The organism is Pseudomonas sp. R43(2017), from assembly GCF_002112345.1.
GTDB lineage: Bacteria > Pseudomonadota > Gammaproteobacteria > Pseudomonadales > Pseudomonadaceae > Aquipseudomonas > Aquipseudomonas kribbensis.
In genome coordinates, this window is sequence record NZ_NEHJ01000001.1 from 55,446 (window position 1) to 70,684 (window position 15,239).

A 15,239-nucleotide genomic window follows, 5' to 3' on the forward strand; every position below is an offset into this window, starting at 1 on the left:
GGTGTATCAGACGAATCATCTTTGGCTGACAGGTTGCTTTCGCGAGCAAGCTCGCTCCCACAGTTGATGTTTATAGAACTCAGGCTTTGCCAATTCGCTGGCGTCAAAAAAACCTGTCCTCACTGATGGCACTTTGGCATAATGCCGGCCCTTTCCCGATCCCCCACGATTTTTGCCGTGCCGGGACACATCATTTTTCAGAAGGAATGCACAGTGAGAATGATCTCCCGGATGTTGGTCTCGGGCGTTGCGATTGCCGTCCTCGGCACCCTGGCCGGCTCGCTTTCCGGTTGCGCCACCGAAAGCTCCCGCGCATTGCCGGTGGCCAAGGTGGAAAGCGCCACTCAGGCCTGGACCGGTGTCCGTATCCCGATGGCCGTGGGCAAGTTCGATAACCGCTCGAGCTACATGCGCGGGATCTTCTCCGACGGCGTCGACCGTCTCGGCGGTCAGGCCAAGACCATCCTGATCACTCACTTGCAGCAGACCAACCGTTTCTCCGTGCTTGATCGCGACAACATGGGCGAGATCCAGCAGGAAGCGGCGATCAAGGGCCAGGCCCAGCGTCTGAAAGGCGCCGATTACGTGGTCACCGGTGACGTCACCGAGTTCGGCCGCAAAGAGACCGGCGATCATCAGCTGTTCGGCATTCTCGGCCGTGGCAAGACCCAGGTCGCCTACGCCAAGGTCAACCTGAACATCGTCAACATCAGCACCTCCGAAGTGGTGTATTCGACCCAGGGCGCCGGCGAATACGCCTTGTCCAACCGCGAAATCATCGGCTTCGGCGGCACCGCTGCCTACGACTCCACCCTCAACGGCAAAGTCCTCGATCTGGCCATGCGCGAGGCGATCAATCGCCTGGTTGATGGCATGAACGCCGGTGCCTGGAAACCGGGCAACTGAAAGACGCCCATCGCAAGGAGCAACACACCATGAATCTGTCCCTGTCCCGGTCGCTGATGGCCCTGACCGCCAGCGCCTTGCTTGCCGGCTGCAGCAGCCCGCAAACCCTGTACCAGTGGGAAGGCTACCAGCCACAAGTCTACGAATACTTCAAAAGCGAAACGCCGAAAGAGGCCCAGGCTGAAGCGCTGGAAGCCGATCTGCAAAAAATCCGCGCCAGCGGCAAGCCCGTCCCGCCGGGTTACCACGCACACCTCGGTCTGCTGTACCTGAGCATGGGCAAGGACGATCAGATGGTGCAGCAATTGCGCACCGAGAAGACCCTGTTCCCCGAGTCCGGCACCTACATGGACTTCTTGCTCAAGAACGCCAAGACCGGAGACGCCAAATGATCTCCCGTGCCTTGAAACTGCTGGCCGCCGGCCTGGCGCTGACCGTTCTCGGTGGCTGCGTCGCACCGAAAACCGTGGACTATTCGGCGTACAAGCAAGCGCGTCCGAAGTCCATTCTGGTATTGCCGCCGCTGAACACCTCGCCGGACGTCAAGGCGTCCTACAGCCTGTTGTCGCAAGTGACGTTCCCGCTGGCCGAGGCCGGTTACTACGTGCTGCCGATCACGCTGGTCGACGAGACGTTCCGCCAGAACGGCCTGACCACGCCGGATGACATCCATCAGGCGCCGGTCAACAAACTGCACGAAATCTTCGGTGCCGACGCGGCGCTGTACATCACCGTCAGCGAGTACGGCACGCGCTACATGGTGATCAGCAGCGAAACCGCAGTGACCGCCAGCGCCAAACTGGTGGACCTGAAAACCGGTGCCACCCTGTGGACCGGTGCAGCCCGGGCGTCGAGCGAAGAGGGTGGCAACAACAGTGGCGGCGGCCTGATCGGCGCGCTGATCACCGCGGCGGTGAAACAGATCGTCAACAGCTCCACCGATGCCGGCTACCCGATTGCCGGTGTGGCCAGCAATCGTCTGCTGTCGGCCGGACATCCGGCAGGCCTGCTGTATGGGCCACGGTCGCCGAAGTACGGCACTGACTGAGCAAACGATATAGGTCCTGTGGGAGCGAGCTTGCTCCGGGCGGCGCTCCGACGAAAGCGGTGGTTCAGTCAGCATCCATGTTGAATGACAGACCGCCTTCGCGAGCAAGCTCGCTCCCACAGGGGGGCAATGTGTTCATCCGCCGTTTTATTTGCCAGGCCAGAACCGCTCGCCACCCCCCGGCGCCTCCGTCCACGCTTGCAACGATCGGGTCGGCAGGTCGAAATAATCCCGGGTCCGCGCATAACCATGCCCGCCCATGCGCCCGATCGCATCCAGCCCCAATTGATCGATGTACAGGGTTTTCGGGTCGATCAACTCGTCGCGCACGTGCGCCATCAACACCTCGCCAAAAATGATCTCCCGCGACTGGCCGATGTTCAGCGCCATCATCCGCCGACATTCCAGCGCCACCGGTGCTTCGCCGATTCGCGGGCATTTGACCGAAGTGCCGGGGATTGCCGTCAGGCCTGCTGCGGTCAACTCATCGAAGCCCGGTGCGAATGGCACTGCGCAAACGTTCATGGCTTCCACCAGTGCATCGTTGACGATGTTGACGGTGAATTCCTGGTTCATCTGGATATTGCGCGTGGTGTCCTTCGGACTCTGGTCGCCGTAGTTCTCGACGCCCAGCGCGAGAATGGGCGGGTCCGCCGACAGCGCGTTGAAGAAGCTGAACGGCGCGGCGTTGACCCGGCCTTCGGCATCGATGGTGGTGACCAGCGCAATCGGGCGTGGCACCACGCTGCCGATCAGAATCTTGTATTTTTCCCGTGGGCTCAGTTGGCTGAAATCGAAGCTGTGCATGGCAGTGTTCTCTAAAGAAGTGGATCGATGGCGCTCAACGGCGCCTCGGCGCTGTAGTCGTCGGCGAACGGAATGGCCGGCCGGAACAGGGTTTTCCAGTCCGGTCGGCCAGGGGCGCGGTCGCTGTGGCTGCGCATCAGTTTTTCGTATTGGCGTTGGGCCTGGCGTTGCAGGGCCGGGTAGTCGATGCCGTTGACCTGACCGTCGTGCATCACGCAGCGACCGTCGATGTAACTGGCGATGCAGTCGTCGCCGCGCCCGGCCAGCAGCAGGTTTTTCAGTGGGTCGAACAGCGGACCCAAATGCAGGCCGCGCAGGCTGAATACGGTGATGTCGGCCCTGGCGCCGGGGGCAAGGCGACCGAGGTCGTCACGGCCCAGCGCCTTGGCACCGCCGAGGGTTGCGGCGTTGTACAGGTCGAGGCTGCTGGTCAGCGCCGGGCCGCCCTCCATCAATCGGGCGATGTTCAAACCGTGGCGCATGTTGGCCAGCAAGTCCGCCGGCCAGGTGTCGGTGCCGAGGGCGAAGTTGATGCCTTTGGCCCGATAACGACCAAACGAGTTCAGCGCCTCGCCGTCGCGGGCGAACACCAGCGGGCAGTGCACCAGACTCGCGCCGCCGTCGATGACCCGTTGCAGATCGTCATCGCCCGAGGTGTAAATGCCGTGGGGCAACAGGCTGCGCGGGCTGAGCAGGTCGAGTTGCTGCAACCAGCCCAGCGGCGAGGTGCCACGCAATTGCTCGACCATCGCCACTTCACCGGGGGCCTGACAGCAGTGCAGACGCATCGGTGCATTCAATTCGCGGCTCAGTGCGGAGGTACGTTGCAGCAGTGTCGGGGTGCAGGTCTGGATGCGATCCGGCAGCAGTGCACCGTGAATCAGCCCCGCGTGGGCGCCATCGAAATCCTTGAAAAACCGTTCGGCCGCGTCGAGCCCGGCCAGGCCCCGAGCCTCATCCCAGTGGTGGGCGAGGCTGCCGTCGGCGCGCCAGTAACTCATGCCACTCATGTAGCAGGGGCCGAGATAGGTGCGCAGCCCCAGTTCACCCGCCACGTCGGCGACGGCGGCGAACTCGTCGTAGGTCTCCGCCCATTCGCGGTAATACATCGAAGTGATCGGCATCGCCGTGGTGATGCCGTTGCGGATCAACTGGGTGAAGGCGTAGCGGTATTTGAAAACCTCTTCCTCGGGGCTGAACGACTCACGCGGGCCGGCCGCCAGATACTCTGCCGACCACATCCGGCCCATGGCGCGTTCATCGCCGTTGTCCAGGGTCAGCACCGTGGAATCTAGATCGCCGAGGGCGTCGAGGTCGATGAAGCCGGGGCCGATCAGCGCATTGCCGTAGTCGATCCACTGATCCACCGGCCCTTGGTAACCGCGCCCGACAAACTCGATCCGCGAGCCGGCAAACACCACTTCACCGTCGCGCCACAGCACATGCTGCCAGCCGTCGAAGCCGACCACGCAACCGGCCTTCAGGCCGATCCGTTTCACAGACGGCTGCCCAGCAAGCGACCGCCGCTGGCGATCAGTTCACCGCCGCGATAGACCTGACGAACAGGCCGCGCGACCACGGCTTCACCGAGGGTTTCGACCGGCATCAGCAGAAAGTCCGCAGGCTTGCCAATGTCGAAGCCGTAACCTTCGACACCCAACGCGCGGGCACCATTGACCGTCGCCGCTTCGAACGCCGCCGCCAGTTCATCGTCCTTGCCCAGGTCGAAACGGAACGCCAGCAACATCGCCCGTTCCAGCATGTCGCCGTTGCCCATCGGCGACCACGCATCGCGGATGCCGTCGGAGCCGAGGCACACGTTGACCCCGGTCTCGCGCAGCGCCAGGAATGGCGGAACGGCACAGTCGGCCGGTGCCGAACTCATCAGCGAAATGCCAAGTGCAGCAAGGCGTTCGGCGACGGGTTTGACCTGGCTCCACGGCAGCATGCCGAGGCAATAGGCGTGGCTGATCATCACCCGGTTTTGCAGGTTGAAGCGCTCGGTGTAATCGGCGATCCGGGCGATCTGCCACAGGCCCAGTTCACCTTTGTCGTGCAGATGGATGTCGACGCCGCGCTGGAATTCGCTGGCCAGTTTGAATACGAAATCCAGTTGCGCGATGGGATCGTTGTCGATGCCGCAAGGGTCGAGCCCGCCGACGTTTTCCACGCCCAGGGCCATGGCTTCGCGCATCAACTCGGCGGTACCGGGGCGGCTGATCAGACCGGTTTGCGGGAAGACCACCAGTTGAAGGTCAATCAGGTCGTTGTAGCGTTCGCGCAGTTGCTGCATGGCTTCGACATGATGCAGGCCGAATTCCGGGTCGATGTCGACGTGGCAGCGCATGGTCAGCGAACCCCGGGCGATGCAGTTTTCCAGCAGCGCGCCGGCGCGTTCGGCAATCGGCGCTTTCACTTCGCGCAACACGCGGCGCTCGTTGCTGATGTAGTCCTTGAGCGTCGGGCCGGCGCTGTTCGGGCGCCAGGGTTGGCCATAGAGCGTCTTGTCGAGGTGGACGTGGCTTTCCACCAACGGGGCGGTGAGCAGCTGGTTCTGGCCGTCGATGTCGGTGGCGGCCAATGGAGTATTGGAGGCCGGACGGCGTTGGGTGAATTTGCTGTTTTCGATCAGCAGGTCTTCGGCGGGGGCGCCGTAGGGGCGGATGTTTCTGAGCCAGCGGGGGTGGGACATTTCATACCTCTGTTTCTATGTTGTCTGGGCGGTCTCATCGTCGGAGCGCCGCCCGGAGCAGGCTCGCTCCCACAAGGTGAGCGCATTTCAATGTGGGAGCGAGCTTGCTCGCGATGGCCGCGACGCGGTCTTGAGTCAGGCAATCAGCCTTTGAGCTTCGACCAGATTCGATCCTGCAGCTCCCGCGCCTTGTTGCTGCATTCCTTCTCCGGACGCAGCCGCGAGGCGTATTCCTCGGGCATGTTGATGGCGTCCATGACCTTCCATTTCGCATCCAGCAACTGATCGCTCTGAATGCCGTTGGCATAGGCAATCGCGTTGGACACGGCAGCGGCGTTCTCGGGTTTCATCATCCAGTCGATGAAGATCTTCGCGTTGCCCGGATGCGGGGCGCTTTTCGGTACGGCGAAGTTGTCCTGGAACATCGCCACGCCTTCACGCGGGTACACGTACTTGATGGTGTTCTTCTGCAAGGTGGCGCGGGCCGTCGAGCCGTTCCAGTTCTGCATCATGATCACTTCGCCCGAGGCCATGCGGTCGACGGTGTTGTCGGAGCTGTACATCTTCAAAAACGGTTTCTGCTTTTGCAGCAGCTCGAGGATGCGCTTGGCGTCCTGCGGGTTTTCCGTGCACTCGTCGACGTTCAGGTAATGGCTGGCGGCGTTGATCACGCTGCTGGAGGTGTCGAGGGCGGCGAGCTGGCCTTGCAGTTCCTTGCGTGGCTCGAAGAACTCTTTCCACGAGTCATCGAGCTTGCCCCCCGGCACCCGTGCGCTGTCATAGGAGAACCCGGTAGTGCCCCACAGGTACGGCGCCGAATATTTGCGCCCCGGATCGAAGCCCGGATCACGAAACGGGCCTTTGACGTACTGGAAGTTGCTCAGGGTCGGGGAGTCGATTTCCAGCAGCAGATCCTGCTTGATCAGCGTCTGCATGATCGACTGCGACGGCACGATTACGTCATACGCGGCGCCGCCGGCCTGCAACTTGGCGAGCAGGGTTTCGTTGCTGTCGTAGCCGTCCATGGTGACCTTGATTCCGGTCTCCTTTTCGAACTTGGCCAGCAAATCCACCGGGTAGTAATCGGTCCAGTTGTAGAAAAACAGCTCCTTGGGCTCGGCGGCGTGGGCGCCGAACGCGGTGAAACAACTCAGGGCCAGACCGGATACTGCCAGACGCATGTTTTTGACTTTCATGAGCGCGCTCCAGGTTTATTGTTGTTTGCCGCGTTGGCCGAGCCAGAAGGCCAGCACCACGAGAACGATGGAAATCACCAGCATCAGGGTCGAGATCGCGTTGATCTCGGGCGTTACGCCGGCCTTGATTGCCGAGAAGATGTACACCGGCAACGTGGTCGAACCGGGGCCGGCGACGAAGAAGGTCATGATGAAATCGTCGAGGCTGACCACGAACGCCAGCACCGAGCCGGACAACACCGCCGGCCACAGCAGCGGCAAGGTCACGCGGCGAAACACCTGCCACGGGTTGGCGTACAGGTCGTTGGCGGCCTCCAGCAGGCTCTTGTCCAGATCGTTGAGGCGTGCGCGGATCGGCAGGTAGGCGAACGGAATGCAGAAGCCGATGTGCGCGACGATCACCGTTATCAGGCCGAGCTTGATCCCCAGCGCCATGAACAGCAGCAGGGTGGCCACGGCGGTGACGATCTCCGGCAGGATCAGCGGCAGGTTGATCCCGCCCTCGACCATTTTCTGCCCGTAGAACGGCCGGTAAGTCGCCAGCGCCGCCAGCAGCGCAATCGCCGTGGCGCACACGGTGGCGATGGTCGCGACGATGATCGAATTCAGCGCCGCCGTCTGGATCGACGGGTTGGCCAGGATCCGTCCGTACCAGGCGAACGAGAACTCGGTCCACACCGTCGCCGAGCGGTTGGCGTTGAAGCTGTAGACGATCAACACCAGGATCGGCACGTACAGGTAGGCGAGGATCAGCAGGCTGATTTCCCGGGTGGCCGGGAGTTTTTTCAGGTGCAGAGAGATCATGCTTTCGCTCCCCGGTTCAGGGTTTTCGCCGCACTGCGGCTGTAGAGGGCGTAGAGCACCAGCGACAACAGCAGAATCCCCAGCAGCAGGAACGACAGCGAACTGCCCAGCGGCCAGTTGCGTGCGGTGCCGAATTGCTGCTGGATCAGGTTGCCGATCATCAGGGTCTTGCCGCCACCGAGAATCGCCGGAGTGATGAAGGCACCGAGGCTCGGCACGAACACCAGCAACGCACCGGCAATCACCCCGGGCATCGACAGCGGCAGGATGATCCGGCGCAGCGCGTGCCAGCGGTTGGCGCCCAGGTCATAGGCGGCTTCCACCAGACGCCAGTCGAGTTTTTCAAGGGTCGAGTAGATCGGCAGGATCATGAACGGCAGGAAGCTGTAGACCAGACCGACGCTGACCGCGAAGTCGTTGTAGAGCAGGGTGATGCCGCCGGCGCTCGGGAACAGCGCGTTGAGGCTCTGGGCGACCCAGCCCTGTTCACGCAGGATGATCAGCCACGCGTAGTTGCGGATCAGCAGGTTGGTCCAGAACGGAATGGTGATGAGCAACACCATCAGGTTGCGCCGGCGCGGGGTCAGGCTCGACATCCACAACGCCACCGGAAAGCCGAACAGGAAGCACAACAGCGTGGTGCCGCCGGCCTGGAACACCGAGCGCAACAGCGCCTGGGCGTAGACCCAGTTCAGCTCCAGTTCACCGTCGAAACCTTCCTGGAAAAACAGTTGCACGTAGCTCTGCAGTTGCCATTGGGCCTGCCAGTCGACACCGCCGTAGGTGTTGCGCGGCAGCAGGCTGATGTAACCCATGATCCCCAGCGGAATGGCGATCAGGGCGAGCAGGGTCAACACCACCGGGCTGAGCAACAGCGCGCGGTTGAGGGAGGGGGAAGTGCTGCTGACGCTCATCTCAGGCCTCCATCAACAGGCAGGCCTGGGGCGGCAGGTGCACCGCCACGGGCTCGCCGACCGCGCGACAAGCGCTCAGGCCTTCGTTGTTTTCCCTCAGCATGACTTTGATGTCGTTGTTCAAGCGGCACTGGTAAAGAGTCGCGGTGCCGACATACAGCACGGCCTCGATCACGCCGCGCAGATGATGGGGCTGATCCGCTGTGACCAGTTGCGAACGCTCGGGACGAAACGCCAGTTGCACGCTGCTGCCATTGACGCCTTGTGGGGGGCAGGGGATTTCCACCGGCATGCCGTTGGGCACGAAGAGGTTCTGGTTGTGGTCGCCACGCTTGAGCTGGCCGGGGAGGAAGTTGATATCGCCGATGAACTGGGCGACGAAACGGTGTTGCGGGCGTTCATAGATGTCGGTCGGGGTGCCGATCTGCAGGATCTTGCCGGCAGACATCACCGCAATCCGGTCGGACAGGGTCAGGGCTTCTTCCTGATCGTGGGTGACAAAGATGAAGGTGATCCCGGCTTCCTGCTGCACGCGCTTGAGTTCGACCTGCATTTCCTTGCGCAACTTCAGATCCAGCGCCGACAGCGGTTCATCCAGCAACAATACTTCCGGCTTTGGCGCCAAGGCCCGGGCCAGAGCCACGCGCTGCTGCTGGCCGCCGGACAATTCCGCCGGTTTGCGTCCGGCCAGGTGCTCCATTTGCACCAGCGCGAGCATCTCGTCGACCCGTCCGGGGATCGTCTTGCGATCAAGACCCTGCATCTCGAGGCCGAAGGCGATATTCTGCGCGACACTCATATGCGGAAACAGCGCGTAACTCTGGAACACGGTGTTGACCCGACGCTTGAACGGCGGCAGGTGATTCACGGTTTCGCCCGCCAGACGGATCTCGCCGTCGCTGACGTGTTCGAAACCGGCGATGGTGCGCAGTAAGGTGGTTTTGCCGCAGCCCGAAGGGCCGAGCAGGGTGAAGAACTCATTGTCGGCGATGTTCACCGAGACATTGTCGAGGGCTGGCGCGAGGCCGGGATCATCGGAGTACCGTTTGGAGACATTACGCACTTCAATTGCTATTGGTTGACCCATAATGGTGCAATCCTCTAATTATTGTATGCAATATCTGAATGCAATTTAGAAATACCCGGATTAATCTGCTTGTGCAACCCCCATTTCCCTGGCTGAGTCTTTCGCCGGGTCGCGTTGCCAGCATCGAAGGAGCTTTCAAATGACCGAAAAGAAAACGGAAACCACGGTCGACCGCGTCTACCAAGGGGTTTACGAGGCGATCAGCAAACGATCGCTGCGTCCGGGAATGAAACTGGGTGAGGCGTCGCTGGCGGAATTGTTCAATGTCAGCCGCACGTCGGTTCGCGCCGCGCTCAAGCAACTGGAGGCCGACGGGCTGGTCACCACCGAGCCCAATAAAGGTGCGTCGGTGTCGCTGCCCAGCGATGAAGAAATCCGTTCGCTGTTCGAAACCCGGCGCCTGATCGAGATCGGCATCGTCACCGAGCTGTGCCGGCGCAAGGACTCCGCCGCGATGCAGGACCTGCGCGAGCATTTGCTGCTGGAAGATGAAGCCCATGCGGCCGGCGACCACGAGCGGCTGATTCACCTGCTCGGCGAGTTCCACCTCAAACTGGCCCGCAGCCTGAACAACCCGGTGCTGCTCGACTGGTTCCAGAAGCTGATTTCCCGCGCTTCGCTGTACGCCGCTGCGCTGGACGACGACAGCCACGAAGCCTGTCGCGATGACGAACACCTGCGGTTGATCGAGTACATCGAGGCCGGTAACCAGAGCGCTGCAATCGAACTGACCTGCATGCATCTGGATGGCATCCAGAAGGCGATTCTCGACGTCGCTGCGAAGCTCAAGACCGGCTACCACCCGCTCAAACACCTGATCGAAGTCTGAGCGTCGGGCAAGGGTGAAATCGGCTATACCTCTAATGAAACCATCGTTGCCCGGTGCGCTCGAAACAGACGGGCGCGACGCTTGACCGCGCAGCGATTGAACCGGATCAACCACAAGGCGTTAAAGCAGCCAATGCAGTTTTTATCCGATAGCCATGGGTGTGACGGCTGGCAAGGCGAGATGGCCGGGCGAATCCGTGCGTTCGACTGGAGCGGCACGGATCTGGGTCCCCTCGAAACCTGGCCGGCCAGCCTGTGCAGCACGGTGCAACTGATGCTCGCCTCGCCGTTGCCGATGGTCATGCTCTGGGGCCACGCCGGTTACATGATCTACAACGATGCCTATTCGCGCTTTGCCGGCGGGCGTCATCCGTACCTGCTCGGTGTGCCGGTGGAACTGGGCTGGCCGGAAGTCGCCGATTTCAATCGACATGTGGTCGACACCTGTCTGGCGGGCGGCACCCTGGAATATCGCAACAAGGATCTGGTACTGCTGCGCGACGGCGTGCCCGAAGATGTCTGGCTCGACCTTTATTACAGCCCGGTGGCCAACGATGCCGGGGTTCCGGCAGGCGTGATGGCGATGGTGGTGGAAACCACCGAACTGGTGCTGTCCGAACGCCTGCGCCAGGCCGCCGAAGACGCCTATCGCGCCGACAACGAGCGAGTGCGTCTGGCGCTGAATGCCGGGGCATTGCTCGGTTCGTTTGTCTGGAACGTGAGAAACAACGTGCTGTCGGCGGACGAGCGCTTCGCCCGCACGTTCTCCTTTCCGCCGGATCAGGACCTGACCAACCTGCCGCAGCACATTGCCGAAGCGCACATTCATCCCGATGATCGCCCCTGGGTGCAGGAGTGCGTCGAAAATTCGGTGCGCACCGGCGAACCCTACAACGCCGAGTACCGGGTGATCCGCGCTGACGGCAGCCATCTGTGGGTGCTGGCCAGCGGCTGTTGCGAGTTCGATGAACGAGGCCAGCCGTACCGTTTCCCCGGGGTACTGATCGACATCCACGAACGCAAGACCGCTGAAGAGTCCCTGCTCAAATTCACCCGCAACCTTGAGCAACGCGTGGCTGATGAAGTGGAAGCACGCCTCAACGCCGAAGAGCAATTGCGCCAGTCGCAGAAGCTCGAAGCCATCGGTGGCCTCACCGGCGGTGTGGCTCACGACTTCAACAATTTGCTGCAAGTGATCGCCGGCAACCTGCACTTACTGGCGCGACACGAGCCGAACAATGCCAACGTGCAACGCCGGGTCAGCGCTTCGCTGGCGGCGGTGGAGCGCGGTGCCAAGTTGTCCTCGCAACTGCTGGCGTTTGCCCGGCGTCAGCCGCTGTCGCCGGCGGTGTGCGACCCACGGCAGATCTTCGAAGGCGTCGGCGAATTGCTGCAACGGGCACTCGGGGAAACCATTCAGATCGACGTGCAGTTGCCCGAAGAACCGTGGCACATCAACGTCGATCGCAATCAACTGGAAAACGCCATTCTCAATCTGGCGATCAATGCCCGGGATGCCATGAAGGGCGAGGGCACCATCGTCCTCGGCGCCGCCAACACGTCGCTGGACCGGGCGTTCTGCGCCGGCAAGGGCATCGTGCCGGGGGATTTTGTCCGGGTCTCGGTCAGTGACAGCGGTGTCGGCATTGCACCGCATATGCTGGAGCAGGTGTTCGAACCGTTCTTCACCACAAAGGCCGATGGCCAGGGCACAGGCCTCGGATTAAGCATGGTGTTCGGCTTCGTCAAACAGAGCGGCGGGCATGTCGAGATCGACAGCCAGATCGGCGAGGGCACGCGGGTGCAGCTGTATTTCCCGCGCAGCCTGCGGCCGCTGATCGATGAGACGCCCGGTGTGCGTCGACAGCAGGCGGGCGGCAACGAAACGATTCTGGTGGTAGAGGACAACGAAGCTGTGCGCACCTCGGCGGTCGAACTGTTGCGCGAAGAAGGCTACCGCGTGCTGATTGCCGGGAATGGCGACGCGGCCATGCAGATGTTGCTGGAAGGCGCCCGGGTGGACCTGATCTTCACCGACGTGGTCATGCCCGGGCTGATCAAAAGCTCCGATCTGGCGGCGTGGGCCAAGGTGCAAATGCCACCGGTGGCCGTGCTGTTCACCTCCGGCCACACCCGCGACATCATTTCGCGCAATCATCAGCTCAGCCCCGACACTCATTTGCTCGGCAAGCCTTACGGGCCCGAGGCGTTGTTGCAGATGATCCGCTCCGTGCTCAGTGCCTGAGCTTCGAATCCCCTGACCAAGGTTGGCCAATGACTTCCAAGCGCAGCTCAAATTCCGCCGCCGGCATGGTTCGCGTGCGCGGCGCCCGTGAACACAACCTGAAGAACGTTGATGTCGACATCCCCCGGGATGCGCTGGTGGTGTTCACCGGCGTGTCCGGGTCGGGCAAGTCGTCGCTGGCGTTCTCCACCTTGTATGCCGAAGCGCAGCGCCGCTATTTTGAATCGGTAGCGCCCTACGCGCGGCGGCTGATCGATCAAGTCGGCGTGCCGGACGTCGACTCCATCGACGGTCTGCCACCGGCAGTGGCGCTGCAACAGCAACGTGGCACACCAAGTACACGTTCGTCGGTGGGCAGTGTGACCACGCTGTCGAGCCTGATCCGCATGCTGTATTCCCGCGCCGGGAGTTACCCGGCGGGCCAGCCGATGCTGTACGCCGAGGACTTTTCGCCGAATACGCCACAAGGTGCCTGTCCAGATTGTCACGGGCTAGGTCGGGTCTACGAAGTGACCGAGGCATTGATGGTGCCCGATCCCGAGCTCACCATCCGCCAGCGCGCCGTGGCGTCCTGGCCGCTGGCCTGGCAGGGACAGAACCTGCGCGACATCCTGGTCACCATGGGTATCGATGTCGACATACCCTGGCGCAAGCTGCCGAAAAAGCAGCGCGACTGGATCCTCTTCACCGAGGAAACGCCGACGGTTCCGGTGTACGCCGGGTTGACGCCGGAAGAAACCCGCGTCGCCCTCGAACGCAAGATGGAGCCGAGCTATCAGGGCACCTTCACCGGCGCCCGGCGCTACATCCTGCACACCTTCACCCATTCGCAAAGTGCGCTGATGAAGAAGCGCGTATCGCAATTCATGCTCGGCAGCCTGTGCCCGTTGTGCGATGGCAAACGCCTGAAACGCGAGGCGCTGTCGGTGACGTTTGCCGGGCATGACATCGGCGAGTTGTCGCGGATGCCGCTGCTGCAAGTCGCCGAGATCTTGAAACCGGTAGCTGACGCGAGCTGGCTGGAACACGCCGATGAAACCGGCGAAACCCTGACCCACAGCCAGACTCGCGAAGCCCGCCAGCAGCGCGTGGCCCATGGCGCCAGCGGCCACGCCAACGCGCCGGACGTGCGCCATACACCGAACCTGTCGCTGGAAAAACGCCTGGCCGCGCAACGCATTGCCGAGGACTTGCTGGAGCGGGTCAGCACCCTGACCGATCTCGGCCTCGGTTATCTGGCCCTGGAGCGCAGCACGCCGACCCTGTCGTCCGGCGAGTTGCAACGCCTGCGGCTGGCTACACAATTGGGCTCGCAATTGTTTGGTGTAATTTACGTGCTTGATGAACCCTCCGCCGGTTTGCACCCGGCTGACGGCGAGGCGCTGTTCGCAGCCTTGCAGCGGCTCAAGGCTGACGGCAACAGTGTGTTTGTGGTCGAGCACGATCTGGAAACCATGCGCCGTGCCGACTGGTTGATCGATGTCGGCCCGGCGGCGGGTGAAAAGGGCGGGCAGATTCTCTACAGCGGTCCGCCTGCCGGGCTTTCAGCCATCGAGCAATCCCAGACCCGCGCCTATCTGTTCGCCGAACAGCAACGGCCGACCCGCACCGCGCGCAAACCGTCGGGCTGGCTGAAGCTCGACGGCGTCACGCGCAACAACCTCAACAACCTCAGCGCCGAGTTTCCGTTGGGCTGTTTCACTTCGGTCACCGGCGTCTCCGGCTCCGGCAAATCGAGTCTGGTCAGCCAAGCGCTGCTGGAACTGGTCGGCGCACAACTCGGGCGCAGCGTCAGTGACGCCGAGCCGGAAGAGCTCAATCTGGAAGACGATACCCCGACTGCAAGCACAGGCCAGGTCAGCGCAGGGCTGGAGTCGATCAAGCGTCTGGTGCAGGTCGATCAGAAACCCATCGGCCGCACCCCGCGTTCCAATCTGGCGACCTACACCGGGCTGTTCGACAACGTGCGCAAGCTGTTCGCCGCCACCCCTCAGGCGCAAGAGGCGGGCTACGACGCCGGGCAGTTTTCCTTCAACGTCGCCAAGGGCCGTTGCCCGACTTGCGAAGGCGAGGGCTTTGTCAGTGTTGAATTGCTGTTTATGCCCAGCGTGTATGCGCCGTGCCCGACCTGCCATGGCGCACGTTACAACCCCGAGACGCTTGCGATTCAGTGGCAGGGGTTGAGCATTGCTCAGGTGCTGCAATTGACCGTGGACGAGGCGGTGACGGTGTTTGCCGAGCAACCGGCGATCCGCCGCTCACTGGAAGTGCTGCGCGATATCGGCCTCGGTTATCTGCGCCTCGGACAACCGGCGACGGAGCTGTCCGGGGGTGAAGCGCAGCGGATCAAACTGGCCACCGAGCTGCAACGCAATGCCCGTGGTGCGACGTTGTATGTGCTGGACGAGCCCACTACCGGGCTGCACCCGCGAGACGTCGACCGCTTGCTGGAGCAACTGGACAACCTGGTGAGCGCAGGGCACACAGTGATCGTGGTCGAGCACGAAATGCGCGTGGTGGCGCAGAGCGACTGGGTGATCGATATCGGTCCGGGCGCTGGGGATCAGGGCGGCAAGATCGTCGTGGCCGGTACGCCGCAGAAGGTCGCCGCGAACAAGAAAAGCCGGACTGCGCCGTTTCTTGCCCGGGCCTTGAGCCGCTAACTGCGTCGTCAGGGCCGGCCTCATCGCGGGCAAGCCCGCTCCCACAGAG

General features: G+C 62.4%; 13 protein-coding genes. 6 read left to right on the plus strand and 7 right to left on the minus strand.

All coding sequences use genetic code 11. The features are described 5' to 3' along the window. The first annotated feature begins 219 nt into the window (after positions 1 to 219). From CAG02_RS00210 to CAG02_RS00220, 3 genes are read left to right on the plus strand one after another with little or no spacing between them, the layout of a single operon-like run. A complete protein-coding gene (locus CAG02_RS00210; protein WP_167748751.1) occupies positions 220 to 906 on the plus strand; it encodes a CsgG/HfaB family protein in 687 nt (228 codons plus the stop codon). Between the two features lie 29 nt (positions 907 to 935). Continuing rightward, entirely contained in the window at positions 936 to 1,298 is a 363-nt protein-coding gene (locus tag CAG02_RS00215; protein ID WP_085710128.1) for a DUF4810 domain-containing protein, read from the plus strand. Then, a complete protein-coding gene (locus tag CAG02_RS00220; protein ID WP_085710127.1) occupies positions 1,295 to 1,954 on the plus strand; it encodes a DUF799 domain-containing protein in 660 nt (219 codons plus the stop codon). The genes CAG02_RS00215 and CAG02_RS00220 overlap by 4 nt, the downstream gene beginning before the upstream one ends. Positions 1,955 to 2,101: 147 nt before the next feature. Here the strand turns inward: CAG02_RS00220 and CAG02_RS00225 are convergent, their stop codons facing one another. The 7 genes from CAG02_RS00225 to CAG02_RS00255 all read right to left on the minus strand — a co-directional run bounded on the left by CAG02_RS00225 (position 2,102) and on the right by CAG02_RS00255 (position 9,454). Further along, positions 2,102 to 2,761 carry a flavin reductase family protein gene (locus CAG02_RS00225; RefSeq protein WP_085710126.1) on the minus strand — a complete coding sequence of 220 codons (660 nt, stop codon included), beginning with the start codon at positions 2,759 to 2,761 and terminating at the stop codon, positions 2,102 to 2,104. 11 nt (positions 2,762 to 2,772) lie between these two features. Continuing rightward, the gene (locus CAG02_RS00230) at positions 2,773 to 4,260 is read right to left on the minus strand and encodes an amidohydrolase family protein (protein WP_085710125.1); all 1,488 of its coding nucleotides are present in this window, start codon (positions 4,258 to 4,260) and stop codon (positions 2,773 to 2,775) included. Further along, complete coding sequence (locus CAG02_RS00235) at positions 4,257 to 5,453, minus strand: amidohydrolase family protein (protein WP_085710124.1); 1,197 nt, start codon at positions 5,451 to 5,453, stop codon at positions 4,257 to 4,259. The genes CAG02_RS00230 and CAG02_RS00235 overlap by 4 nt, the downstream gene beginning before the upstream one ends. 143 nt (positions 5,454 to 5,596) lie before the next feature. Then, positions 5,597 to 6,649: an extracellular solute-binding protein gene (locus CAG02_RS00240; RefSeq protein ID WP_085710123.1), complete on the minus strand. Its 1,053-nt coding sequence runs from the start codon at positions 6,647 to 6,649 to the stop codon at positions 5,597 to 5,599. A gap of 15 nt (positions 6,650 to 6,664) precedes the next feature. Beyond that, entirely contained in the window at positions 6,665 to 7,453 is a 789-nt protein-coding gene (locus tag CAG02_RS00245; RefSeq protein ID WP_085710122.1) for an ABC transporter permease, read from the minus strand. Beyond that, entirely contained in the window at positions 7,450 to 8,367 is a 918-nt protein-coding gene (locus CAG02_RS00250; RefSeq protein WP_085710121.1) for an ABC transporter permease, read from the minus strand. Before CAG02_RS00250 ends, CAG02_RS00245 begins: the two co-directional genes overlap by 4 nt. 1 nt (position 8,368) lies before the next feature. Further along, positions 8,369 to 9,454 (minus strand): ABC transporter ATP-binding protein, encoded by a 1,086-nt coding sequence (locus CAG02_RS00255; protein WP_085710120.1) that lies wholly within the window; start codon positions 9,452 to 9,454, stop codon positions 8,369 to 8,371. 139 nt (positions 9,455 to 9,593) lie between these two features. Between CAG02_RS00255 and CAG02_RS00260 the strand changes: the two genes are divergently transcribed. The 3 genes from CAG02_RS00260 to CAG02_RS00270 all read left to right on the plus strand — a co-directional run bounded on the left by CAG02_RS00260 (position 9,594) and on the right by CAG02_RS00270 (position 15,190). Next, a complete protein-coding gene (locus CAG02_RS00260; RefSeq protein WP_085710119.1) occupies positions 9,594 to 10,283 on the plus strand; it encodes a GntR family transcriptional regulator in 690 nt (229 codons plus the stop codon). A 132-nt stretch (positions 10,284 to 10,415) separates the two neighbouring features. After that, on the plus strand, positions 10,416 to 12,527 hold the full coding sequence (locus tag CAG02_RS00265) for a PAS domain-containing hybrid sensor histidine kinase/response regulator (RefSeq protein WP_085710118.1): 2,112 nt from the start codon (positions 10,416 to 10,418) through the stop codon (positions 12,525 to 12,527). Positions 12,528 to 12,556: 29 nt separating this feature from the next. Further along, the gene (locus CAG02_RS00270; protein ID WP_085710117.1) at positions 12,557 to 15,190 is read left to right on the plus strand and encodes an excinuclease ABC subunit UvrA; all 2,634 of its coding nucleotides are present in this window, start codon (positions 12,557 to 12,559) and stop codon (positions 15,188 to 15,190) included. Positions 15,191 to 15,239: the final 49 nt, after the last annotated feature.